Below are 23,638 nucleotides of genomic sequence, written 5' to 3'. Positions count from 1 at the left end.
GGGTCATCGGCAGCCCGGTCTTTTGTTTCAAAGTTCGCGCGAGGCGAACGCCGCGTTATTCTCGTCAGGCCGGCGTTCAACCGCCACCCTGAACTGCCGCAACAGCCTTCTCCACGGCGGGCAGGATGCGCTCGACCATCACTGCGACGCCCTTCGGATTGGGATGCAGGCCGTCCTCCAACTGCAGGCCGGACTGTCCGGCGACGCCATCGAGAAAAAACGGATAGAGCGGCACATCGTATTTCGCGGCCAGCTTTGGATAGATCGCATCGAAGGCGTTCTGGTAGTCGGCGCCGAGATTGGGAGCGGCGCGCATGCCGGCCAAAAGCACCGCGATCTTGCGCGCTTTCAGCTTCGCCAGCATGTCGTCCAGGTTCTTTTCCGTAATGCTGGGCGAGACGCCGCGCAGCATGTCGTTGGCGCCGAGTTCGAGGATAACCAGCCTTGTCCCATCCGGCACCGACCAGTCAAGCCGCGCCAAGCCGCCGCTCGAGGTGTCGCCTGAAACGCCGGCGTTGGCTACGGTGACGTCATGGCCTTTGGCGCGCAGCGCAGCTTGCAATTTGTCGGTAAAGCCATCGCCAGGCCCGAGGCCGAAACCGGCCATCAGGCTGTCGCCGAAGCCGACGATGGTGAACGTCTCGGCGCGCACGGACGAAATGGCGCCGCAAAGGGTGACGAAAAGGACGAGCCCTGCGGCATTCAAGCGTTTGAAAGATATCTTGCGTTTGAAAGACATGTGGCAGGCCCCATATACCCGAGGAATTCTTCCGGCGGCGGCTTCCGGCAAGCAGAGCCTTCATCCTGATATAGGACGCTTTAATTGTGACAGAAGCCGTCATCGCGCTGAAAGACATATCCCTGACCCTGGGCCAAGGGGCTTCGTCGGTGCATGTGCTGAAAGGCGTCAGCCTTGACGTGACGCGCGGCGAGGCGACCGGCATTGTCGGCCCTTCGGGTTCCGGCAAGTCGACCTTGCTGATGGTGCTTGCCGGGCTGGAGCAGGTCGATTCGGGGACGGTGCGGATCGCCGGCGAATTGCTGAACGGCAAAAGCGAGGACCAGCTCGCCTCGTTTCGGGGCCGAAACATTGGCATCGTCTTCCAGTCCTTCCGTCTCATTCCCAACATGACGGCGCTCGAAAATGTCGCGGTGCCGCTGGAACTGGCCGGCCATGCCGATCCGTTCGGCGTCGCCGCGCAGGAGTTGGCGGCCGTCGGCCTGAGCGACCGCGTCACCCACTATCCCGGCGAACTCTCCGGCGGCGAACAGCAGCGCGTGGCGATCGCCCGCGCGCTGGCGCCGTCGCCGCGCATTCTGATTGCCGACGAGCCGACCGGCAATCTCGACCAGGCGACGGGGCGGCAGGTCGCCGACCTTTTGTTCGCCAAGGCGGCCGAGCGCGGCATGACCTTGGTGCTGGTCACGCACGATCCGGCCCTTGCGGCGCGCTGCTCGCGCCAGGTGTCGATGCGCTCCGGCCGCATCGAGGATGCGCCGGTAGCGCAGGTCAAGGTGCCGGCCTGATGCCACTGTCGCAGACGCTGAAGCTCGCGTTCCGCTTTTCGCTGCGCGAGATGCGCGGCGGACTGTCCGGCTTCATGATCTTCCTTGCCTGCATCGCGCTCGGCGTCGCTGCAATCGGCGGGGTCAATTCGGTGGCGCAGGCGATCACCGCAGGCGTTGCCGACCAGGGCCAGACGCTGCTTGGCGGCGACTTGCGCTTCCAGCTCAACCAGCGCGATGCGACGCCAGCCGAAAGCACCTTCCTCGACCGCCTCGGCACTGTGTCGCACAGCGCCAATATGCGCTCGATGGCGCGGCTGGAAGACGGCTCCGACCAGGCGCTGGTCGAGGCCAAGGCCGTCGACGACGCCTATCCGCTCTATGGCGCGATCGAGACCGCGCCGCAGCTTGGCAGAAAGGATTTGTTCGGCGAGAAATCAGGCGTCTTTGGCGCCGCCGCGCCCGACCTGTTGTTCGACCGGCTGAATGTGAAGATCGGTGACCGGCTGAAGGTCGGCAGCGCGACATTCGAATTGCGGGCCAGGCTGGTGAGCGAACCGGATGCGGTGTCGGACGGTTTCGGCTTCGCGCCGCGGCTGATGGTCTCGACCGCGGGGCTTGCCGCGTCCAGCCTGTTCCAGCCAGGCAGCCTGGTCGAGAATGCCTACAAGGTTCGGCTGCCGGCCGGCGCCAGCGAGGCCGATCTCAAGACCATCCAAGATCGGGCGGCGAGCGATTTCCCTGAAGCCGGCTGGTCGATCCGCACGCGTTCCAATGCGGCGCCGGCGCTGTCGGCCAACATCGAGCGCTTCTCGCAATTCCTGACGCTGGTCGGGCTGACGGCGCTGGTGGTCGGCGGCGTCGGCGTTGCCAATGCGGTGCGCGCCTATCTCGACGGCAAGCGCGGCGTCATCGCCACCTTCAAGAGCCTTGGCGCCTCGGGCGGTTTCGTCTTCACCGTTTATCTCGTGCAGATTTTGATGATCGCCGTCCTCGGCATCATGCTCGGTCTCATACTGGGCGCCGCCATGCCGTTTGCGGCGAGTGCGGCGCTTCAGTCGGTCATTCCGGTGCCGGCGCAAGGCGGTCTCTATCCGGGCGCGCTGGCTATGGCGGCGCTGTTCGGGCTGCTGGTGACGCTGGCTTTCGCGCTGTTGCCGCTCGGCCGCGCCCGCGATGTGCCGGCGACCGCTTTGTTTCGCGAAATGGGGTTCGAGGGCCGCGGTTTTCCGCGCCTGCCCTATCTCACGGCGGCAGTCGGTATCGCGCTCGCTTTGGCGGCGCTCGCCATCCTGTTTTCCGCCGACCGGCGCATCGCCACGATCTTCGTCGGCGCGACGATCTTTGCCTTTCTGGTGTTGCGCCTGGTCGGTGCTCTGGTGCAGTGGGTGGCGCGCAAAAGCCCGCGTGCGCGCTCGGTCGCGCTCAGGCTCGCCATCGGCAACATCCACCGTCCCGGCGCGCTGACGCCGTCCGTCGTGCTGTCGCTGGGCCTCGGGCTGACGCTTTTGGTGACGCTGGCGCTGATCGACGGCAATCTCAGGCAGCAGATCTCCGGCAGTCTGCCGGAACGAGCGCCGAATTTCTTCTTCGTCGACATCCAGAATAGCGAGGTCGATGCCTTCTCGACATTGATCGGCAAAGAGGCGCCGAAGGGAACGTTGGTCAAGGTGCCGATGCTGCGCGGCCGGGTGATGGCGCTGAGCGGCGTTAGTGTCGACAAGGCCAATGTGCCATCGGAAGGCGCCTGGGTGCTGCGCGGCGATCGCGGCCTGACCTACAACGCCAAACAGCCGGCCAATGCGACACTGACCGAGGGCAACTGGTGGCCGGAGAATTACAGCGGCGAACCGCTGGTCTCGTTCTCCAACGATGAAGGCAAGGCGCTCGGCCTGAAGCTCGGCGATACCGTCACCGTCAATGTGCTCGGACGCAATGTGACGGCCAGGATCGCCAATTTCCGAGAGGTGCAATGGGAGACGATGGGCATCAATTTCGTTATGGTGTTCTCGCCCAGCACCTTTGCCGGCGCCCCGCATGGCTGGCTGGCGACGCTGACCGAAAAGGATGCCACGGCAGCAGAGGATGCCCGCCTGCTCAACGCCGTCACCCGCGCCTTCCCGGCGGTGACGACAGTTCGGGTCAAGGACGCGCTCGACGTCGTCAACCGGCTGGTCGGCCAGCTCGGCACGGCGATCCGGGCCGCGGCCGGCGTGGCGCTGATCGCTTCGGTGCTGGTGCTGGCCGGCGCGCTCGCTGCGGGAAATCGCGCCCGCATCCACGATGCCGTGGTGCTGAAGACGCTGGGCGCCACGAGGCGAACGCTGATCACGGCGTTTTCGCTGGAATACATGCTGATCGGCCTGGCCACCGCGGTGTTCGCGTTGGCTGCCGGCGGCATCGCCGCCTGGTACATCGTTGCCCGCGTCATGACGCTGCCGTCGCATTTCATGCCGGAGGTGGCAGTGGCGACCTTGGTGTTTGCGCTGGTGATCACGGTCGGCATCGGCCTTGCCGGTACCTGGCGGGTGCTCGGCCACAAGGCGGCGCCGGTGCTGCGCGACCTCTAGGCCCCAATCGGCAAGGTTGGCCGAATCTGCCGTTTCCGATTAAATCTTGGTAATGTGCAGTCATGGAAGCCCAAGAAAACCGGCTTCCAGCGATTCACCAAGCGTTGCAGCCCGTTACGGTCTTGTTCTTGACGTCAAGAACCATCATATTTCGCCACAGGCATGCTGGAGCCCCGCCAGCGGCGCCCAGGTCCAAAAGGGCCTGACACCGTATGGGGCAGAAGCAACAGAGGATTCCAATGGCTGAGCCCATTCGCAACTACCAGACTTCGGCCGTGCCGGGCGCGCGCGCCGACATCGACCAAGGCCTGCGCACTTACATGCTCAAGGTCTACAATTTGATGGGGCTTGGCCTCCTCATCACCGGCGTCGCCGCCTGGGGCGCTTTCCAGCTCGCCGTCACCGGCGACGGACAGCTGACCGCTTTCGGCACGCTGATCTATGCCAGCGCCTTCCGCTGGGTGGTCATCCTGGCTCCGCTCGCCGCCGTCTTCTTCCTGTCGTTCAGGATCCAGTCGATGAGCGTGGCCGCGGCGCAAACCACCTTCTGGGTCTATTCGGGCCTGGTCGGCCTGTCGTTGTCGACCATCTTCCTGGTCTACACCGGCGCGTCGATCACCCAGACCTTCTTCGCCACGGCGGCCGCCTTCGGCGCGCTGTCGCTCTACGGCTACACGACCAAGCGCGACCTTTCGGCGTTCGGCTCGTTCCTGGTCATGGGCGTGGTCGGCCTGGTGATCGCCATGCTGATCAACATTTTCCTGCAGTCGTCGGCGCTCGGCTTCGCCATCTCGGCGATCGGCGTGCTGATCTTCGCCGGGCTCACCGCCTATGACACGCAGACCATCAAGGAAATGTACTACGAAGGCGATCAGGCCGACGTTGCCGGCCGCAAGGCGATCATGGGCGCGTTGAGGCTATATCTCGACTTCATCAACCTGTTCATGTTCCTGCTGCAGTTCATGGGCGATCGCCGCTAGGCGGTCTTCCCATCAGGCAACTGGACCAGCTGATATCAATAGGGCGGCCAACGGCCGCCCTTTTCTTTTGTGCCGGCCTTTGCTGTCATGGAGGCAGATGAATCGTCTGCATAAATCATGAGCACTATTTCCATCCGCGCGGCCTTGGAAGGCGACCTCGGCCGAATCACCGAGATCTACGGCGATGCCGTGACGCATGGCACCGCGAGCTATGAGCTGGAGCCGCCCAGCCGCACTGAGATGGGTGGGCGCTTCGACAGCCTGACGGCGGGGGGCTTTCCCTATCTGGTGGCGGAACGAGATGGCGCGCTGCTCGGCTACGCCTATGCCGGCGCGTTCCGGCCGCGCCCGGCCTACCGCTTCATCGTAGAGGATTCCGTCTATGTCGCGCCTGATGCGAAGGGCCAGGGCGTCGGGCTGCTGCTGATGCAGGCGCTGATTGAAGCCTGCCGTATGGCGGGCTTTCGCCAGATCGTCGCGGTGATCGGCGACGGCCATGCAGACAGCGCCTCGGTGCGGCTGCATGAAAAGCTCGGCTTTCGCCATTCCGGTCGCCTGGAAGGCTCCGGCTACAAGCATGGGCGCTGGCTTGACACGGTGTTCATGCAGCTGTCGCTCAATGGCGGCGTAACGGTTCCGCCCGATCCACATTCGCTGCCGGAGCGGAAGTTTCGTGAGAGCCTGAGGAGGGGAATTGAGGAGAACTGAAGAGAACTGAAGAATTGAGGATCCGAATAGCTGAGAACAAACCCGGCGGTATTTCGACCGTTACATCCTCTTTTTTCAATTCTTCAGCTCTTCAATTCCCCAATTTTCAATTAGGCCTGGACAATCTTCAGCTTAGCATCGAAGACGTTGAGCACGCGACCGAGTTCCTGGCCGCGCTTGAGGATTCGGCCGCCGGCGGCGATGACGGCGAAGGCGCCTTGCCGGCGTGCCAGTTTCGGATCCTTGACGATCTGGAACAGCGGCACTTCGCTGGCCCGGCGGAAGACTGAAAACACAGCCCGATCAGACAGATGATCGATGGCATAGTCGCGCCATTCGTTGGCGGCGACCATGCGTCCGTACAGCCTCAGGATCTCGTCGAGTTCACGCCGGTCGAAACGGACCGGTTGGTCGAGGCGTTCGCGTCGCGCCTCGTGCAGCGGGATCAATATTGCGGATGCGTCCCCATCCTCCGTCCCACCGCTGCGATCGGTCATCCCGCGATCCCTTTGAAAATGAATCTCGCTTGCAGAAGTTGGCGTGTTCGCCGTGGAATTGCAAGGCCCGGCTAACCATCCCGGGACCGCGCTGTTTTCGCAACGTCCAGTCACTTTTATAAAACGCGGTGTTTGAATTGGTGATGCCTCGCCACATTTCCGCCTTTTTTTATCCGCGCTCATGCCCCAATGTCCGACGAATTTACCGGCGTTGCCTGAGACGGTTCGGTCCGGCACCGGCTCGTAAACCCCAAGCCCCCCGCCCACGGGTCTGCGTCGGATCGAACCAACCTCGGACTTTCCTCAGGGAGAGACCGGGTGCGACGATCCCAAAACCTAAATGACCGACGTCAGAAGCAAGCTGACGTCGGTTTTTTTGTTTTTGGCTGCTTGAAGAATTTGCCGGAGGCTGCGGTGCCCAGTTTGCGGGCGCATCCCCTCACCCGGATTGCCAGCCGAATTGCAACAGCAATTCGGGCCAATCCGACCTCCCCCGAGCGGAGAGGAGTTCGCGCCAGCGCTGATTCGGCCCCTTCTCCCCTCGGGGAGAAGGTGGCCGAGAGCGGCCGGATGAGGGGGCCTCTTAAGGCTTGTGAATAAACGCAGCGCCCAAAATAGGCCCCGGCAGGCCGTCCTTGCCGACCGACTGCAGCAGCACGGCGCAGCCGCCTTTCTTGGCGATCTCGGTCATCGGCAATTCGTAGCGCTGCGCCTTGCCGTGCCACATGCCGGCGGTCTGGATGCCGGTGACGGCGTTCCAGTAGGTCATGCTGCGGCCGGTGTTCTCGCCCTTGGCGATGGTCACCGTCTGCGGTGGTTCGAAATAGACGATGACGACATGGGCGTCGCTGGGGCCGCTACCGGCGTCGCCGGCATCGATCATGACGCGATCGCTGGTGCGGCTGACCTTGACGCTGACCCGCATGCCTTCACCGGATTTCTCCATGCGGGCAAGCGCGCCGTCGACCTCCTTGCGGCTGGCGCCGTTGACATGGCTGCGACCATTGATGACGGCTTGCGGCGTGTAGACGGAGCGGGTGCCGAAGGCGCGCATATAGTCATATTGCCGGTCGGTATTGTCCTTGCTGCTCAGCGTGTCCTGCCAGCCGAGATAGTCCCAGTAATTGACGTGGTAGGCGAGCGCGACGACGTTGTCCTTGGCCGCCAGCTCGGCAAAGAACGCGTCCGCCGGCGGGCAGGAATTGCAGCCCTGGCTGGTGAACAGCTCGACCACGCCCAAGGGCCTGTCAATCTGCGGTTTGTCGGTCTGGGTCGTTCCCGATTCCTCGGCGAACCCGGTCCCGGCAAGCGCCGAGAAGGCCAGCGCAAAAGCCGCAAGCCGCAGAGGGTGTCGAGGTGCCATGATCGTTCCGATTCCCGCCGGTGACGCCGGCCTTGTTCTGGTTGCCCAGATTTGTGGCAGAAGCGACAGTCAACGGGAAGTCACGTTGCGGTGAAATTTTTGCTGCCGCAACCATGGGTATGGCCATCACAGGGGGAGCACTTCACCGCCCGGTTCGATCGGGAGCATGGCATCAGGAGCGTGGGGCAGATCTTGCTGAGCCCAGCCGGTTTTTACTCCTGTCGTACAGGGCGGGGCTTCGATCGGGTCGGGCAATGCTTTGGAAAGACTGGGAGTAGGGAGTAGGGAGTAGGGAGTAGGGAGTAGGGAGTAGGGAGTAGGGAGTAGGGAGTAGGGAGTAGGGAGTAGGGAGTAGGGGATGTCGTTCCCCGCTACCGCCCAATCCCTACTGCCTAAGCCCTGGCCGCTACGCGGCCAGATCGCGCAGCACGTATTGCAAAATGCCGCCATTCTTGAAGTAGTCGAGTTCGTCCAGCGTATCGATGCGGCAGATGATCGGCACGTTCTTCACGGTGCCGTCGCCATAGGTCACCTTGGCGATCATCGTCTGGCGTGGCTTGATGGTGCTTATGCCGTCGATCTCGACCAGCTCGTCACCCTTGAGGTTGAGCGAGGCCCATGAGGTGCCTTCCTCGAAGACGAAGGGGATGACGCCCATGCCGACTAGGTTGGAGCGATGGATGCGCTCGAAGGACTGGGCGATGACGACACGGACACCGAGGAGATTCGTTCCTTTAGCTGCCCAGTCGCGCGAGGAGCCGTTGCCGTATTCGACGCCGGCGAAGATGACCAGCGGCACGCCTTCCTTTTTGTATCTCATCGCCGCGTCGTAGATCGATTCCTCTTCCTTCGACGGGTAGTGGATGGTGTAGCCGCCCTCGCGGCCGTTCTCGCCCAGCATGTGGTTGCGGATGCGGATGTTGGCGAAGGTGCCGCGCATCATCACCTCATGGTTGCCGCGCCTTGTGCCGTACTGGTTGAAGTCGGCAACGCCGACGCCATGGTCGGTGAGGTATTTGCCGGCCGGGGAAGCGGCCTTGATCGAACCCGCCGGTGAGATGTGATCGGTGGTGATCTTGTCGCCGAACAGGCCGAGCACGCGCGCGCCCTTGATGTCGCCGATCTTGCCGAAACCGGAGGTCATGCCGGCGAAATAGGGCGGGTTCTGCACATAGGTCGAGTTGTCGTCCCAGGCATAGGTCTGGCCTTCCGGCGCCTTGACGTTCTGCCAGTATTCGTCGCCCTTGAAGACGTCGGCATATTTGCGGGCGAATAGCTCACGTGTGACGTTCTTCTCGATGAACTCCTGGATCTCGGCCGAACTCGGCCAGATATCCCTGAGATAGACCGGCTTGCCGTCGCGGCCTTCGCCGAGTGGCTCGGTGGTCAGGTCCTTGGTGACGGTGCCGGCCAAAGCATGGGCTACCACCAGCGGCGGCGACGCCAGATAGTTCGCCTGCACGTCAGGTGAAACACGGCCTTCGAAGTTGCGGTTGCCGGAGAGTACTGCGGCGGCGATCAGGCCCTTATCGTTGATGGTCATGGAGATCGGCGCCGGCAGCGGGCCGGAATTGCCGATGCAGGTGGTGCAGCCGAAACCAACCAGGTTGAAGCCGATCTGGTCGAGCTCCTTCTGCAGGCCGGACTTTTCCAGATATTCGGCGACCACCTGGCTGCCCGGCGCCAGCGAGGTCTTCACCCACGGCTTCTGCTTGAGGCCGAGCCGGTTGGCGTTGCGCGCCAAAAGGCCGGCGCCGATCAGCACGCTCGGGTTGGAGGTGTTGGTGCAGGACGTGATGGCGGCAATGACGACATCGCCATGACCGAGATCATGGTCGGTGCCTTCGACGGCATAGCGCTTGTGGATTTCGGCAGCCTTCTTGTACTCGGTTTCCATCGCCTTTGCGAAGCCGGCCGGAATGCCTTCGAGCGGAACGCGGCCTTCGGGGCGCTTGGGACCTGCCATCGACGGCACGACGCTGTCGAGCTCGAGTTCGAGCAGGTCAGTGAAGACAGGGTCGGCCGAGCCGGCGTCACGCCACATGCCTTGCGCCTTGGAATAGGCCTCGACCAGGGCGATGCGGCTTTCCTCGCGGCCCGACATTGTGAGGTAGCGGATGGTCTCGCCGTCGACCGGGAAGAAGCCGCAGGTGGCGCCATATTCGGGCGCCATGTTGCCGATGGTGGCGCGGTCGGCCAGCGTCATGTTGGACAGGCCCGGGCCGAAGAACTCGACGAACTTGCCGACGACGCCCTTCTTGCGCAGCATCTGGGTGACGGTCAGTACGAGGTCGGTGGCGGTGATGCCCTCCCTGAGCTTGCCGGTAAGGCGGAAGCCGATGACTTCGGGCAACAGCATGGAAACCGGCTGGCCGAGCATCGCCGCCTCGGCCTCGATACCGCCGACGCCCCAGCCGAGCACGCCAAGGCCGTTGATCATAGTGGTGTGCGAATCGGTGCCGACGCAGGTGTCGGGATAGGCGGTCGTTCCGCCGTCTTCCGTGTTGGTCCAGACGACCTGACCGAGATATTCGAGGTTGACCTGATGGCAGATGCCGGTGCCGGGCGGCACGACGCGAAAATTGCGGAACGCCTGCTGGCCCCATTTCAGGAATTTATAGCGCTCTTCGTTGCGCTCATATTCGAGCTCGACATTCCTGGCAAAGGCCAGTGGCGTGCCGAATTCGTCGACGATGACGGAGTGGTCGATGACGAGGTCGACCGGCACCAGCGGATTGATCTTCTGCGGATCGCCGCCGAGCGCCTTGAGGCCGTCGCGCATGGCGGCCAAGTCGACCACCGCCGGGACGCCGGTGAAATCCTGCATCAGGACACGCGCGGGGCGATAGGCGATCTCGACGCCGGCGGTGCCCTTGTCGGTCAGCCAGCCGGCAACAGCCTGGATAGAGTCCTTGGTGACGGAGCGGCCGTCTTCATTGCGCAAAAGGTTTTCCAGCAGCACCTTCATCGAATAAGGCAGCTGGGCAATGCCGGTGAGGCCGTTCCTCTCGGCCTCGACCAGATTGTAATAGACATAGTCCGCGCCACCCACGGTGAGGGTGCGGCGGCAATTGAAACTGTCGAGGGATTTTGACACGTGCGGTCCGTCCTTGTCTGTTCAGCCTGAAAGGGAACGGACGCCGATGGGCATGCAATCACGCGCAAAGGTGCGGGTACGGCCATTTCCGCTGTCCGTTCCCAGCCAACCCGAGCCGTTCAAGGCGGCGCGTGCGCTGGTTCGGCGCAAATTCTGTTCCCGTGCCGACCGCTGGCACGGATGTCCCGCATATAGAGAATTTTCTGGAATAGTTCTAGACAGTTGCGGAGCAAATTTGTGCGATGCGGCAGCTATCGCGCGGTAAAGTTTTCGGGACGGGCAGGCATGCGGCTGATTGCCGAAAATCTGGGCGGCGAACGCGGCGGCGAGACGGTCTTTTCCGGCATCGGTTTTGCGCTCGACAAGGGCCAGGTGCTGGTCGTCACCGGGCCGAACGGTTCGGGCAAATCGACGCTGCTCAGGGTCATCGCCGGGCTGCTGCCGAAGGCGCAAGGCGACGTGCGCATCGAGGGCGGCGGCGAGACGTTTCCGACGATCGCTTCGGCGGTCCACTATCTCGGCCACCTCAATGCAATGAAGACGGCGCTCAGCGTGGCGGAGAATCTGCGCTTCTGGCGCGATTTCAACGGCGATGGGCAGTCGGGTGTCGAAGAGGCGCTGGAGACGGTTGGTCTCGGCGGCATCGGCCACCTGCCTTTCGGCTATCTGTCGACCGGGCAAAGGCGGCGCGCGGCAATTGCGAAATTGCTGGTCAGTCATAAGCCGCTGTGGCTGCTGGATGAGCCGACGGCCGGGCTGGACAAGGCTTCGGATGCGCGGTTTGCGGGGCTGATGACGAGGCATTGCGCGGAGGGCGGGATTATTGTCGCGGCGACGCACCTGCCGCTGGGATTGGATGGAGCACAGGCATTGAGGATGGGAGCAACAGGGTGATGCCGGCATTCCCGCCCACCCCCCTCTGCCCTGCCGGGCATCTCCCCCGCAGGGGGGGAGATCAGATGTCATGCCGGCTTTCGCCAATCACCGGCATTGAAAAAGAGGCGTCAGCAGTGGAGCTGCCAATCTCCCCCCTTGCGGGGGAGATGTCCGGGAGGACAGAGGGGGGTGTGAAGGAACGCCACCTTCGGCAAGATGGCGATCAAACCGCAGGCGCGGCTTGGCAATGCTAGCCCTCTTCCTGCGCGACGTCCGTCTCTCAATCCGCGCCGGCGGCGGAGCGCTCACCGGCGTCATCTTCTTCCTCGCCGTCATCGCCACCATCCCCTTCGGTGTCGGACCGGACCTGAAGCTGCTCGCCCGCATCGGTCCGGCGATCCTTTGGATCGGCGCTCTGCTCGCCTGCCTGCTCGGCCTCGACCGGCTGTTTCAGGCCGATCGCGAAGACGGGTCGCTCGATCTTCTGGTGCTGGGCAATGACCGCCACATGCTGGCGTTGACGGTGCTGGTGAAGTGCCTGGCGCATTGGGCGGGCAGCGTTCTGCCGCTGGTTGTTGCGGCACCTCTGCTGAGCCTGTTCATGAACATGGAGCCGCTCAGCATCGGCGCCACCGCGCTCACGCTGCTGGCCGGCACGCCGGCGATCACTTTCATCGGCGCGGTCGGGGCGGCGGTGGCGGTGGCGCTGCCGCGTGGCGGGCTGCTGATCTCGGTGCTGGTGCTGCCGCTGACGATCCCGGTGCTGATCTTCGGGGTGTCGGCGAGCTACGGCGCGGTGGCCGATCCTGATCCGTTCCTGCAGCCCTTCCTCATTCTTGCCGCGCTGACGCTGTTTCTTGCCGTGCTGGGTCCGGTGGCGGCAGCACTGGCGCTGCGGCATGGAACGGATTGATATGACCGCTGCGGCGCGACGATCAATTGCGAAGCCCCAGCCGCAAAGCTAAGAAAGCCGCAAAGCTATGGGAAGGCCATGATCGAGCACGACGAAGTGACGGTGGAAGGGGAGCGAAGCGCATGAGTGCACACGCACTCTATGTCGCGGCCGCCTATGGCATCACGGTGATCGTGCTGGCCGGGCTGATCGGCTGGATCCTGCTCGACCAGCGGACCCGCAAGCGCGAACTGGCAGACCTCGAAGCGGCCGGCGTGCGGCGTCGCTCGGACAAAGCCGGTACTGGGGCCAGCACTGGGGCCAGCACTGGGGCCAGCAAGCCATGAGCACGGAAAGCGAAACGCCGGCGTCGCCGCGCCGCCGCCTGGTCGTGCTGTTGCCGCTGCTGGTTTTTCTCGGCCTCGCCGGATTGTTCCTGTCGCAGCTTTTGTCGGGACGCGATGAGGCGGCAGTGCCGTCGGCGCTGATCGGCCTGCCGGCGCCGCAGACCAACCTGCCGGCGCTGGAAGGGTCAAACCTGCCCGGGCTGGATTCGAAAGCCTTCGCCGGCAAGGTAACGCTGGTCAACGTCTTTGCATCGTGGTGCGCGCCGTGCCGGGAAGAGCATCCGGTGCTCTTGCAGCTGTCGCAGGACAAGCGCTTCGTCATGGCCGCGCTAAACTACAAGGACCAAGCGCAAAACGCGCGCCGGTTCCTTGGTGATCTCGGCAATCCGTTCCAGGCGATAGGTGTCGACGAGGCCGGCCGCACGGCCATCGACTGGGGCGTCTACGGCGTGCCGGAAACCTTCGTCATCGGCAAGGACGGCAAGATTGCCTACAAGCATGTCGGGCCGCTGACAGGGGAGTCGGCGAGGGATGTTCTGTTGCCGCAGATTGAAAAGGCGCTCGCGGCACCGGGCTGACGTTGGCGCCATGCCCCCTCATCGAGCCGCTACGCGGCCACCTTCTCCCCGTGGGGAGAAGAGGGAAGCATCGGCACAGGCTAGCTCCTCTCCCGGGGGGAGAGGTCGAATTGCCCGAATTGCTCATGCAATTCGGTTTGGCAATCCGGGTGAGGGGGCGGTGCCCCGCTGACGTCTGAAATGCTCAGCCGTAGATCTGCCTGTGGATCTGGTAGAGCATTTCCGAGCGGTCGGCGCGCAGGTCGGCCAGATCGCGGCTCGTTAGGTTTTCGATTTCCGCGACGAGGCGGTTGTAGTGGCGGCGCTTGGCCATCGAGGAGCGCGCGCGGGAGAAGAGGTTGTCAAAAGCCATAGCAAGGGTCCTTTCGTGCCGCATATCAGCGGTGAATTTGTTCCTCCCTTGGTCGTTCGCACCATGACATAGGAATGGTGCGATGCAAAAAGAAGATGTTGCAATGCACCATTGCACAGGGCGCATAGCGGGTTAATACAGCGCTACAGCACCATAAACGGCCGGACAGGCTGGCGGGCCATGCCGGCCGGGCACCTTTTGTCTTACAAATTGCGCCTGCGCCACCTTGCCATCGCGCCCGCAGGCTGGCTTGATCCGCGCGTCACGTGATGCCCGGAGGAAATGCATGGCGACCGCAGACTATTACGAAATTCTGGATCCGCGTTTCGCGCGGCTGTTCAACGGCAACGCCCAGGTGGAAAAGCTGTTTACCGGATGTCAGTGGGCGGAAGGGCCGGCCTGGTTCGCCGCCGGCCGCTATGTCGTCTGGTCCGACATCCCCAACAACCGCATGCTGCGCTATGACGAGACCGACGGCAATGTGAGCGTCTTCCGTCAGCCCTCCGGCAATTCCAACGGCAACACCGTCGACCGCCAGGGCCGACTGGTGACGTGCGAGCATTCCGGCCGCCGCGTCAGCCGCACCGAGCATGACGGTTCCGTCACCACCATCGCGGCCGAATGGAAAGGCAAGCGGCTGAATTCGCCCAATGACGCGGTCGTGAAATCCGACGGCTCGATCTGGTTCACCGATCCGAGCTACGGCATCGACACCGACTATGAGGGCGACAAGGCCGAAAGCGAGATCGGCGCTTGCAATGTCTACCGGGTCGATCCGGATACGGGCGAGGTCGAGGCCGTCATCACCGACATGGTCCGGCCGAACGGGCTTGCCTTTTCACTGGATGAAAGCCAGCTCTATGTCGTCGACACCGGCCGCACGCATGGCGCGCAGAACCCCGCGCATATGCGGGTCTTCAACGTCGGCAAGCACGGCAAGAAGGTCTCGGGCGGCAAGGTGTTCGCCGACTGCACGGCCGGCCTGTTCGACGGCTTCCGGCTCGACGAGGCCGGCCGCATCTGGACCAGTGCCGCCGACGGCATCCATTGCTACGATCCCGACGGCACGCTGATCGGCAAGGTCAAGGTGCCGGAAGTGACCGCCAATTGCGTGTTCGGCGGCAACAAGCTGAACTGCCTCTACATCGCCGGCACCACGTCGCTCTACATGGTGCGGCTGATGGTGAACGGGGCGAAGACGTATTGAGGCTGCTGCAAACGCTTCTCTGGCGGCCCTTGATGGCGTTTCTGCGCCTGCCGGCGGCGCCTGTTGCGCTGCGGCCGCCGGAACCACCGCCAAGCGGTTCGCCGGAGCGGATTTCGAAGCCGCCCAGCGGCGGCGGTATCAGACACAATTCAAGGGGAGGACATCATGCCATTCGTCAACATCCGCATCGTCAAGGAAGTGATCGCCGCTGATCCCGCTGGCAAGAAGGCCGACATTGCCAAAAAGGTCACGGCGGCCATCATGGACGCCACCGGGCTTAGCAATGACGACGTCTGGGTGGTGTTCGAAGAGGTCAACGCGCGCGACTGGTATGTCGGTGTGACCGATGTCGAGACGTTGCGGAAGGGGTAGCACTGCGGCACGTTGGGGTGCGCCGCACCCTTTCGTTCGTCATCCTAGGGTCTGCGCCGCGTCGCTTCGCTCCTTGCTCCGCCCTAGGATGACGAGGCAACGTTTGCGCGTATAAAACTCGCGAAAACCTGCACCGCTTCGCGCATGGCCCGCAGGTTCTCGTCCTCTCCCAGGATCGCTTCTATCTCCGGCGGTTTCTTGCCGAGCAAGGCAATCTCCAGAACCGCATTCTCACAAAGCGCGAACGACATGGTGCGCATGATCTCGGCCAGCGCGGCGCGGGCATAGAGCGAGCGCGCGGAGGCGTGGGCCAGCATGGCGGGCTTGCCGACTGCGGCGTCGCGCGAGACCAGCCAGTCGAGAGCGTTTTTCATGCCGCCGGGCACGCCATGGGCATATTCGGGGCAGGAGACGATGATGCCATCGGCGCTGGTGACGGCCTCGATCAGCCGCATGGCCTCGGCCGGTGTGCGCTCGCCTTCGTCATCCGGGTTGAAGATCGGCAGCAGGCCGAGCCCGTCATAGACAGTTACGCGGCAATCCGAAGGCGCGTTCGCGGACAGCGCCGCCAGCAGCGCCGAATTGGTCGAGGCGGCGCGCAGGCTGCCGGAGATGGCGAGGAGTTCGATCACGGGGAAACAGGGCTAGGGAACCGGCAAAGGACTGCAATGGCGAATCGTACGCGAAATTTACCACAGGGTCTTGCTGTAGGCCTCGTCCAGCGAGCGGTCGAAATCGTCGGCAGTTTCGGCATGCGCCATCTGATCGGACAGGATCTGACCGAGCGTCGGCAACGTCGCGCGGTCGTGCCAGCTGTCCGGCTTCCACAATTCGGAGCGCATGAAGGCCTTGGCGCAGTGCATGTAAGCGGCCTTGACGCTCACCACGACGACGCTTTGCGGTTGCTTGCCGTCGACGGTGAGGCGCTCGCGCAAACCGGCATCGACGGTTATGCGGGCGTCGCCATTGATGCGCAGCGTCTCGTTCATGCCGGGGATGAGAAAAAGCAGCCCGACCGAAGGGTTGAGCAGGATGTTTTCCAGCGTGTCCAGCCGGTTGTTGCCGGACCGGTCGGGAATGGCGATGGTCGTGTCGTCGAGGACAAGGGCAAAGCCCGGTCTGTCGCCTTTCGGCGTCACGTCGGCATTGCCGGCGCCGTCGGAAGAACCGATCAGCACGAAAGGGCTCTTGCCGATGAAAGAGCGGCAGTGGCCGTCGAGCGCCCTGAGTTCCTTGCGCATCGAGGTGTCGGTCGGCCGCGGCGTCTTGTAGATCGTCCTCAGTTCATCGCGCGTGGTGACGAATTCCATGGCCGTCTCCGTTTATTCTGACGCAATTCCGGACGGCTTCACACTTTTCCTGGAATTGCTCTACTTGCCGGCTTCTTCCACCTTCTCGGCCTTATCCTCGATCGAATGGTGCAGGATCAGCGGCATCTGGCTGAAGGTGAACAACAGGGTGATCGGCATGATGCCCCAGACCTTGAAGGTAACCCAGAAGTCGGTGGAAAAATTCCGCCACACCACTTCATTGGCAAGAGCCAGGAACAGGAAGAACAGGCCCCAGCGGAAAGTCAGCTTGCGCCAGCCTTCGGCATCGAGGCGAAAGGCCGAATCGAAGACATAGCCGAGCAGCGATCGGCCGAAATACAGACCGCCGAGCAGCACGCCGCCGAACAGGGTGTTGACGATGGTCGGCTTCATCTTGATGAACACGTCGTCCTGCAGATAGAGCGTCAGCGCGCCGAAGATGAAGACGACGACGCCCGAGACCATCGGCATGATCGGCAAGGTGCGCAGCAGCAGCCAGGAGGCGATCAGCGCGACCGCCGTCGCCGCCATGAACAGGCCGGTGGCGACGAAGATCGGCCCGCCGAATTCGGCCAGGACAGGAAATTTCTGCACCAGCCAGGCGCCGCGTGCATTGGCGAAGAAGAACACCATCAGCGGCCCGAGTTCCAGCACCAGCTTGAGCAGCGGATTGACGCTTTCTTTCTTCTTTCGCGGGTCGGACGGGTCGCGTTCGAGGATGGGAGGGTTCATGACTTCCTTCTGACGCATGATCTTGTCCAAAAAAGCCTGCAGCTCTTCGGGATCGTGCTTTTTACGCTACGCCCGCGATCGCCCTGGCGAATTCGCTGGCCGAGAATGGTTCGAGGTCGTCGACCTGTTCGCCGACGCCGATGAAGTAGACCGGCAGTTTGTGCTTTGCCGCGATCGCGACCAGAATTCCGCCGCGCGCCGTGCCGTCCAGCTTGGTCATCACCAGGCCGTTGACGCCGGCGACATTGCGGAAGATCTCGACCTGATTGAGCGCATTCTGGCCGGTGGTGGCGTCGACCGTCTGCAGCACGGTATGCGGCGCTTCCGGATCGAGCTTGCCCAGCACGCGCACGATCTTTTCCAGCTCCGCCATCAGTTCGGTCTTGTTTTGCAGCCGGCCGGCGGTGTCGATGATCAGCACGTCGGAGCCGGCCTCCTTGGCGCGTTCGAAAGCGTCGTAGGCGAGGCCGGCGGCATCCGCGCCTATCTTCGAGGCGATGACCGGCGACTTCGTCCTCTCGCCCCAGATCTTCAGCTGCTCGATGGCTGCAGCGCGAAACGTGTCGCCGGCGGCCAGCATCACCGACAGGCCACCATCGGTCAGTTTGGCGGCGAGCTTGCCGATGGTCGTGGTCTTGCCGGTGCCGTTGACGCCGACCACCAGAATGACATGCGGCTTGTGCGACAGGTCGAGCTCCAGCGGCATGGCGACATGGGCCAGCACCTTCTCCACCTCGGCCGCCATGATGGTGCGGACATCCGCGTCGGAGACATCCTTGCCGTAGCGGCTGGCAGCGAGGGCATCGGTGACGCGCAAGGCTGTTTCCATGCCCAGATCGGCACGGATCAGCACGTCCTCCAGATCCTGCAGCGTCTCCTCGTCGAGCTTGCGCTTGGTGAAGACGCCGGCGATGTTGCCGGTGAGTTCTTTCGAGGAGCGGGCAAGCCCGTCGCGCATGCGCTGGAACCAGGAGCGTCGCGGCGCCGGTTCGGGCGCCTTTTGCGGCTCGGCTTTCTGCTCGACCTTTTTGGTTACGGTGACTTTGCCGGGAGCTGGTTTTGACTGTGGCGAAGGTTGCGGGGCCGGCGCGGGCGCTAGCTCGGCAACGATGGTCTTGGCTTCGACCGGCGCGGGTACAGCTTCAACCGACGTGCGCTTTACCTCCCCCTTGATGGGGGAGGTCCCAAGCGAAGCTTGGGGGTGGGGGTGATTTGCGCTGGCGTCAGCGCTGTCACCCCACCCCGCCGCTTCGCGTCGACCCTCCCCACCGAGGGGAGGGTGGGGCGCCTCGTCCTTCTCCCCGTGGCTATACGGGGAGAAGGTGCCGGCAGGCGGATGAGGGGCGGCGCTGACCTCTGAGGTAGGCTGTGCGGGAGGCGCGGACGGTTGCGGCACTTCGATCGGGGCGGCCGGTTCTGCTGGAGTCTCGGCAGGCGTCGGCACTTCGACGGGAGCGGGCTCCAGCTGCGGTTCCGGACGCGATGGTTCGATCTCCGGCTCGGCCGGCGCCGGCGGCACTTCTTGGGGCTGCGGCTCGGGAGCCGGCTCCGGAACGGCTGGCGCAGGAACTTCTTCCGGTGCAGGCGGCTCGGGTATCTCCGGCTCAGGCTGCGGTTCTTCTACCGGCGCGGGCTCCGGCAACGGTTCCGGCTCGGATGGGACGACCGGTTCCGGCGCGGGCGGGATGGTCGGCGCGGGTTCGGGCTTCGGTTCTTCTGGCGCCGACTGCGGCGCAGGCTTTACCTCCCCCTCGATGGGGGAGGTCCCAAGCGAAGCTTGGGGGTGGGGGTGNCCCCTCCCCGCCACTTCGTGGCGACCCTCCCCATCGAGGGGAGGGTGGGGCGTCGGCGGCTCGGGCTCCTCGCGCTTCAAGAACTCCGGAACGACCTGCTCGGCCGCCGGCTTCAGCGCCTCAAGCGCATCCCATTTGATCGGCGGCAGGGGAGCGGTTTCGTCGATGCGCTCCTCGACGACTTCCTTCTTGCCGAACGAAAATATGTTCTTGAAAAAACCGGCCATGCTTCAATCGTCTCAGGCGGCGCGGGCAGTGAGGGGCGAGGCTATCAGGCGCGCGCCATCATGGCCGGTGATGTCTGCCTCGACGATCTCGCCCGGCGCGCCTGTGCCTAGCGCGGCAAGCGTGAACCCTTCGGTGCGGCCGAGGCCGTCGCGCTCGACCAGGATCGACTGGCGCGTTCCCGGGAGCGACGACAAATGGCGGCGATAGGCGGCCTCGCCGACGGCGCGCAGCCGGGCCGCCCGCTGTTTGACCAGTTCGCGGCGGACCTGCGGCATGCGCGCGGCGGGCGTGCCTTCGCGCGGCGAAAACGGGAAGACATGCAGGTGCGTCAGCCCACATTCCTCGACGATCTTTATCGAATTCTGAAACATCTCCTCGGTCTCGGTCGGGAAGCCGGCGATGATGTCGGCGCCGAAGACGATTTCGGGGCGCAGCTTGCGCACATCCTCGCAGAAGCGGATCGACTGGTCACGCAAATGCCTGCGCTTCATGCGCTTCAAGATCATGTCGTCGCCCGACTGCAGCGACAGATGCAGATGCGGCATCAGCCTGGGCTCGGTGGCGATGGCGTCCAGCAGATCGTCGTCGGCCTCGATCGAATCGATGGAGGACAGCCGCAGCCGCCTCACATCAGGCACCTGCTTCAGGATGGTCTTCACCAGCTTTCCCAGCTTCGGCGCGCCCGGCAGGTCGGCGCCGAAAGAGGTCATGTCGACGCCGGTCAGCACGATCTCGGCGTAGCCGTTGCCGACGAGACGCTTGACCTGCTCGACAACCGCGCCCATCGGCACCGAGCGTGAGTTGCCGCGGCCATAGGGGATGATGCAGAAGGTGCAGCGATGGTCGCAGCCGTTCTGCACCTGGACGAAAGCACGCGCCCGGCCCTCAATGGCGTCGACCATGTGGCCGGCGGTCTCGCGCACCGAGAAGATGTCGTTGACGCGCGCCTTTTCGGTGTCGTTGACGCCGAAATCCGGCAGCGCGCGATAGGAGTTCGCCTTCAGCTTCTCCTCATTGCCGAGCACGAGGTCGACCTCGTGCATGGCGGCAAAATTCTGCGGTTCGGTCTGCGCGGCGCAGCCGGTGACGATGATGCGCGCCGCCGGGTTTTCGCGGCGGGCTTTGCGGATCGACTGCCTGGCCTGGCGCACCGCTTCCGAAGTGACGGCGCAGGTGTTGAAGATGATAGCCCCGCCTTTGAGCGCGCCGAGGCCGGCACTTTCGGCCTCGCGCCGCATCACCTCGGATTCATAGGTGTTGAGACGGCAGCCGAAGGTGACGACGTCTATGCCTTGGGAGTTGAGGCCCTTGGTATCGGCAAGTGCAGACATCAGGCCGCGCTTTCGGTGTCGCGGGCCCAGGTGCCGGTCGACGGATCGAAACTGCCGGAAAATTCCCATTCAGCGGCACCGGTCAGGATGACGTGGTCGTCGTCGCGCCATTCCACATGCAGCGAGCCGCCGCCGGGCGTCATCAGCGTAACGCTGCGGCCGGTGCGCCGGGTGCGGGCAGCGGCGACGACGGAAGCGCAAGCGGCCGAGCCGCAGGCCTTGGTCAGGCCGGCGCCGCGCTCCCAGGTGCGGATGATCATCGTCTCCGGCGACGTTACCTGGGCGATAGTGATGTTGGCGCGCTCGGGGAAGATAGGATGGTTTTCGAGCAGCGGGCCGAAACGCTCGAGTTCGTAGGACCAGACATCGTTTTCGACCCAGAAGATGGCGTGCGGGTTGCCCATCGAGAGAGCCGAAGGCGAATGGAGCACCGGCGCGTCGATGGGGCCGATCTGCAACTCGATCATGCGGGTGTCGCGGAATTCCTCAGCCAGCGGGATATCCTGCCAGCCGAAGCGCGGCGTGCCCATGTCGACCGAGATGGTGCCGTCGGCATGTTCGACGGCGTTGAGGATGCCGGCGCGGGTCTCGAAGGTGAAAGTCTTCTGGCCGGTTTCGGCGGCCAGCGCCTGGACGACACAGCGCATGCCGTTGCCGCAGGCCTGCGCGCCCGAGCCATCGGAATTCAAGATGTCGATGTAAAAGGCGGTGCCCGGCGTGCGCGAATCGTGGATCGCCATGATCTGGTCGAACCTGGTCGCCGCATCGGCGTTCAGCGCGACAGCCGACGCCGCCGTGACCCTATCGGCACGGCCACGCATGTCGGCGACGATGATTTCGTTGCCGATGCCGTTCATCTTGGCGAAGGAGGCAGTGCCTGCCATGATCTGAGGTAATTCCTGTACGTTTCGCCGCTATATGGCGGAAACGGGCGGGAATTACCAGTGTGGGCTGCGTCTAGGTTACCGCGAAAACGCCGAGTACGATCAGCAGGAAGATGACGAGAACGATGCCGATCAGCAGGCGCGCGCCGGTGGCGGCGGCACCGGCCAGCGCCGGCATGCCGAGCAGGCTGGCGGCGGCAGCAACGATCAGAAGAATGATGATCCATTTGATCATGGACAATGCCTCGCAAATTGACTGGCCTGCAGCCGGCTTAAGAACGCATCTGCGGCGCTCTGGTTCCGTTGCCGCGAGGCTCTTTCCGACTGGGCGCGCTATTCGGCAATCTCGAAGTCGGTCGTGAAAGGCGCCGTCTTTGGCGAGTTCTCGTCGTGCATGAGGAAATCCGCGCGGTATTTGCCGGGGGGAACGCCATCCAGGGAGACGTTTAATTTGAAGAACATCTCTCGGTTATGCGAGCGCGAGGCGAGCTGGACCCGACCAAGCTTTTCGACGCTGCCCAGCTTCTCGCCCGACTGGGAAAGCACGGTAAGGTCAACGTAAAGCGCGATCTGGTTGTTGCCGAGCCCATCCGAGCCGTAGCCGTAACCAACCGGCTCCATATAAAGCACAATCTCTTCGCCCGGCTTGTAGACATGGTTCGGGCGCTCGGCGTAGGCGCCGAACCCGCTGGCCGACAGGATATGCTTCACATTTTGCACGCCAAGCGGCATCGCTTGCCACAGAGCGTCCTCGGCGCTGAGGAATTTGTCCAGCGCGCCGGCGCCATCACCCGCCTGCAGTGCCTTTTCGGCTTCAGCGGCGCGATCGGAGATTTCGCCCGCGAAAGCGGCCGGCGTCGAAATTACCAGCGCGATCAAAACTGCCAAGATTGATTTCATCTGTTCCCCCTGTTGCGATAGAACATCGGCTAAAACGGCAGTGCCGTAAACGGCCAAATGCAGACTTCAGCCGCGCTCGATCTCGGGAACGTCCCAAAGCTCGCCCGGACGGAAGGCGCGAAACCGCTCACGCGCCAGGCCTTGCGCCTCAAGCGCTTCAGTCAGTTTTGCGCCGGCAGTTGCGCTCGACCGCCGATGCGCCGACCTGCTGCGGGCTCCGGTGCCGCTTTCGCAACCAATGTACCGGTTGGAACCGCGCTAGAGCGAAGACATGCCTTTTGTCCGCCAGCCATTTTGCGACAAATTTACAACAATTCGTGGTGCAAACCCTATTTTAACCATATCGGGTTGAAATTTCGCCACCTTCTCCATCTTGGTGAGGGGTGAGATTGTGCGGACGGCTTCCCCCCAGCCGGATCCGACGGAGGTTGGAATGATTTTTTCGAGAAGCGGGCTGATGGCCGTATCGCTGGCAGCGCTCGTTGCGAGCGGCTGTTCGACCTCGCGTTTTTCATCGATGGATGACCAGCAGCCCGCCCCGCTGCAGCCCGCGCCCGCCGGCACGGTGAGCGGAAGCCAACTGCCGCCCCCGGCAGCGCCGGGCACCACCGACCCATCGCAATTCCCGACCGCGCCGGCAGGCGCGCAGGTCGCCTCGCTGCCGCCGGACGGATCGGCGCCGGCCGGAGCCTCCGACCTTACCGCTGCGAGCGTTGCCGGCGTCTGGAACGCCAGCGTGTCCGGACAGAGCTGCAAGGTGGCGACGCCGCAGACCAAATTCGGCGCCGGCTTCCGCGCCGGGCCGCTGCATTGCCCGCCGCCCATCGACGGCATCAAATCGTGGAACGTCGCCGGCAAGCAGCTGACGCTCTATGACGAGAATGGCGGCACGCTGGCGCGGCTCTATTCCTCGGGCGGTTCGAAATTCGACGGCCAGACTACCAACGGCTTGCCGATATCGCTTACAAGGTAGGCAGGGTATGCTGATATTCAGGTGAGGCCGGCCTGCGAACGGCGGCTTCCTGCGCTTCCGGTGCGTACTTAAGTACGCTCCGCTCCGGTTCTCAGGAGCCACCATTCTCGGCTCGGCCTGACCTGAACCTCAACACACCCTG

Annotated in this window: 24 protein-coding genes; 11 read left to right on the top strand and 13 right to left on the bottom strand. The window is 63.7% G+C overall.

All coding sequences use genetic code 11. The features are described 5' to 3' along the window. Positions 1–76 precede the first annotated feature (76 nt). Positions 77–721, bottom strand: a complete 645-nt coding sequence (locus tag X756_RS149065; RefSeq protein WP_023687672.1) for an arylesterase — start codon at positions 719–721, stop codon at positions 77–79. A gap of 104 nt (positions 722–825) precedes the next feature. On the opposite strand from X756_RS149065, the gene X756_RS149070 reads away from it, so the two are divergent. From X756_RS149070 to X756_RS149085, 4 genes are all read left to right on the top strand, one after another. Then, positions 826–1,527: an ABC transporter ATP-binding protein gene (locus X756_RS149070; RefSeq protein ID WP_023730263.1), complete on the top strand. Its 702-nt coding sequence runs from the start codon at positions 826–828 to the stop codon at positions 1,525–1,527. Beyond that, on the top strand, positions 1,527–4,076 hold the full coding sequence (locus tag X756_RS149075; RefSeq protein WP_023730262.1) for an ABC transporter permease: 2,550 nt from the start codon (positions 1,527–1,529) through the stop codon (positions 4,074–4,076). Before X756_RS149070 ends, X756_RS149075 begins: the two co-directional genes overlap by 1 nt. Before the next feature lie 239 nt (positions 4,077–4,315). Next, positions 4,316–5,056: a Bax inhibitor-1/YccA family protein gene (locus X756_RS149080; protein WP_023671726.1), complete on the top strand. Its 741-nt coding sequence runs from the start codon at positions 4,316–4,318 to the stop codon at positions 5,054–5,056. Positions 5,057–5,173: 117 nt separating this feature from the next. After that, positions 5,174–5,764 (top strand): GNAT family N-acetyltransferase, encoded by a 591-nt coding sequence (locus X756_RS149085; RefSeq protein WP_023671727.1) that lies wholly within the window; start codon positions 5,174–5,176, stop codon positions 5,762–5,764. Positions 5,765–5,874: 110 nt separating this feature from the next. Here the strand turns inward: X756_RS149085 and X756_RS149090 are convergent, their stop codons facing one another. The 3 genes from X756_RS149090 to acnA all read right to left on the bottom strand — a co-directional run bounded on the left by X756_RS149090 (position 5,875) and on the right by acnA (position 10,721). Beyond that, a complete protein-coding gene (locus X756_RS149090) occupies positions 5,875–6,261 on the bottom strand; it encodes a DUF2794 domain-containing protein (RefSeq protein ID WP_023683844.1) in 387 nt (128 codons plus the stop codon). A 583-nt stretch (positions 6,262–6,844) separates the two neighbouring features. Next, positions 6,845–7,624 carry a thioredoxin family protein gene (locus tag X756_RS149095; RefSeq protein ID WP_023683845.1) on the bottom strand — a complete coding sequence of 260 codons (780 nt, stop codon included), beginning with the start codon at positions 7,622–7,624 and terminating at the stop codon, positions 6,845–6,847. A 406-nt stretch (positions 7,625–8,030) separates the two neighbouring features. Next, on the bottom strand, positions 8,031–10,721 hold the full coding sequence (gene acnA / locus X756_RS149100) for an aconitate hydratase AcnA (RefSeq protein WP_023730261.1): 2,691 nt from the start codon (positions 10,719–10,721) through the stop codon (positions 8,031–8,033). A 285-nt stretch (positions 10,722–11,006) separates the two neighbouring features. Between acnA and ccmA the strand changes: the two genes are divergently transcribed. From ccmA to X756_RS149120, 4 genes are all read left to right on the top strand, one after another. Beyond that, the gene (gene ccmA, locus X756_RS149105; protein ID WP_023683847.1) at positions 11,007–11,615 is read left to right on the top strand and encodes a heme ABC exporter ATP-binding protein CcmA; all 609 of its coding nucleotides are present in this window, start codon (positions 11,007–11,009) and stop codon (positions 11,613–11,615) included. 229 nt (positions 11,616–11,844) lie between these two features. After that, positions 11,845–12,510, top strand: coding sequence for a heme exporter protein CcmB (gene ccmB / locus X756_RS149110; RefSeq protein WP_023683848.1), 666 nt, complete (start codon positions 11,845–11,847; stop codon positions 12,508–12,510). Between the two features lie 122 nt (positions 12,511–12,632). Then, positions 12,633–12,836 carry a heme exporter protein CcmD gene (ccmD, locus tag X756_RS149115; RefSeq protein ID WP_023683849.1) on the top strand — a complete coding sequence of 68 codons (204 nt, stop codon included), beginning with the start codon at positions 12,633–12,635 and terminating at the stop codon, positions 12,834–12,836. Then, positions 12,833–13,414, top strand: coding sequence for a DsbE family thiol:disulfide interchange protein (locus X756_RS149120; RefSeq protein ID WP_023683850.1), 582 nt, complete (start codon positions 12,833–12,835; stop codon positions 13,412–13,414). The genes ccmD and X756_RS149120 overlap by 4 nt, the downstream gene beginning before the upstream one ends. Before the next feature lie 184 nt (positions 13,415–13,598). Here X756_RS149120 and X756_RS1000000169380 read toward each other — a convergent pair whose 3' ends face one another. After that, the gene (locus tag X756_RS1000000169380; RefSeq protein WP_023683851.1) at positions 13,599–13,766 is read right to left on the bottom strand and encodes a hypothetical protein; all 168 of its coding nucleotides are present in this window, start codon (positions 13,764–13,766) and stop codon (positions 13,599–13,601) included. A gap of 286 nt (positions 13,767–14,052) precedes the next feature. Between X756_RS1000000169380 and X756_RS149125 the strand changes: the two genes are divergently transcribed. Then, positions 14,053–14,973 (top strand): SMP-30/gluconolactonase/LRE family protein, encoded by a 921-nt coding sequence (locus tag X756_RS149125; RefSeq protein WP_023671738.1) that lies wholly within the window; start codon positions 14,053–14,055, stop codon positions 14,971–14,973. Between the two features lie 165 nt (positions 14,974–15,138). Continuing rightward, positions 15,139–15,345 (top strand): 4-oxalocrotonate tautomerase family protein, encoded by a 207-nt coding sequence (locus X756_RS149130; protein ID WP_023683852.1) that lies wholly within the window; start codon positions 15,139–15,141, stop codon positions 15,343–15,345. An 83-nt stretch (positions 15,346–15,428) separates the two neighbouring features. On the opposite strand, the gene X756_RS149135 is transcribed toward X756_RS149130, so the two are convergent. The 8 genes from X756_RS149135 to X756_RS149170 form a co-directional block, all read right to left on the bottom strand. Beyond that, entirely contained in the window at positions 15,429–15,977 is a 549-nt protein-coding gene (locus X756_RS149135; RefSeq protein ID WP_023683853.1) for an NADPH-dependent FMN reductase, read from the bottom strand. A 57-nt stretch (positions 15,978–16,034) separates the two neighbouring features. Then, positions 16,035–16,655: a pyridoxamine 5'-phosphate oxidase family protein gene (locus tag X756_RS149140; RefSeq protein WP_023730260.1), complete on the bottom strand. Its 621-nt coding sequence runs from the start codon at positions 16,653–16,655 to the stop codon at positions 16,035–16,037. Between the two features lie 60 nt (positions 16,656–16,715). Next, a complete protein-coding gene (locus tag X756_RS149145; protein ID WP_023710236.1) occupies positions 16,716–17,387 on the bottom strand; it encodes a septation protein A in 672 nt (223 codons plus the stop codon). A 61-nt stretch (positions 17,388–17,448) separates the two neighbouring features. Then, positions 17,449–19,407 carry a signal recognition particle-docking protein FtsY gene (gene ftsY, locus X756_RS149150; RefSeq protein WP_023730259.1) on the bottom strand — a complete coding sequence of 653 codons (1,959 nt, stop codon included), beginning with the start codon at positions 19,405–19,407 and terminating at the stop codon, positions 17,449–17,451. A gap of 12 nt (positions 19,408–19,419) precedes the next feature. Continuing rightward, positions 19,420–20,739 carry a tRNA (N(6)-L-threonylcarbamoyladenosine(37)-C(2))-methylthiotransferase MtaB gene (gene mtaB / locus X756_RS149155; RefSeq protein ID WP_031238734.1) on the bottom strand — a complete coding sequence of 440 codons (1,320 nt, stop codon included), beginning with the start codon at positions 20,737–20,739 and terminating at the stop codon, positions 19,420–19,422. After that, positions 20,739–21,623: a diaminopimelate epimerase gene (gene dapF / locus X756_RS149160; RefSeq protein WP_023730257.1), complete on the bottom strand. Its 885-nt coding sequence runs from the start codon at positions 21,621–21,623 to the stop codon at positions 20,739–20,741. Before dapF ends, mtaB begins: the two co-directional genes overlap by 1 nt. A gap of 73 nt (positions 21,624–21,696) precedes the next feature. Next, positions 21,697–21,858 carry a DUF1328 family protein gene (locus X756_RS1000000167600; protein ID WP_023671746.1) on the bottom strand — a complete coding sequence of 54 codons (162 nt, stop codon included), beginning with the start codon at positions 21,856–21,858 and terminating at the stop codon, positions 21,697–21,699. A 98-nt stretch (positions 21,859–21,956) separates the two neighbouring features. Further along, complete coding sequence (locus tag X756_RS149170; RefSeq protein ID WP_245264523.1) at positions 21,957–22,580, bottom strand: hypothetical protein; 624 nt, start codon at positions 22,578–22,580, stop codon at positions 21,957–21,959. Between the two features lie 376 nt (positions 22,581–22,956). On the opposite strand from X756_RS149170, the gene X756_RS149175 reads away from it, so the two are divergent. Continuing rightward, positions 22,957–23,496, top strand: coding sequence for a protease inhibitor Inh/omp19 family protein (locus X756_RS149175; RefSeq protein WP_023687689.1), 540 nt, complete (start codon positions 22,957–22,959; stop codon positions 23,494–23,496). The last annotated feature ends 142 nt before the right edge of the window (positions 23,497–23,638 follow it).

The sequence above is a fragment of the Mesorhizobium sp. LNJC405B00 genome (genome assembly GCF_000502615.1).
Lineage (GTDB): Bacteria > Pseudomonadota > Alphaproteobacteria > Rhizobiales > Rhizobiaceae > Mesorhizobium.
The sequence above is the reverse complement of the archived record's forward strand: the minus strand, read 5'-3'. Positions and strand labels throughout refer to the sequence as shown.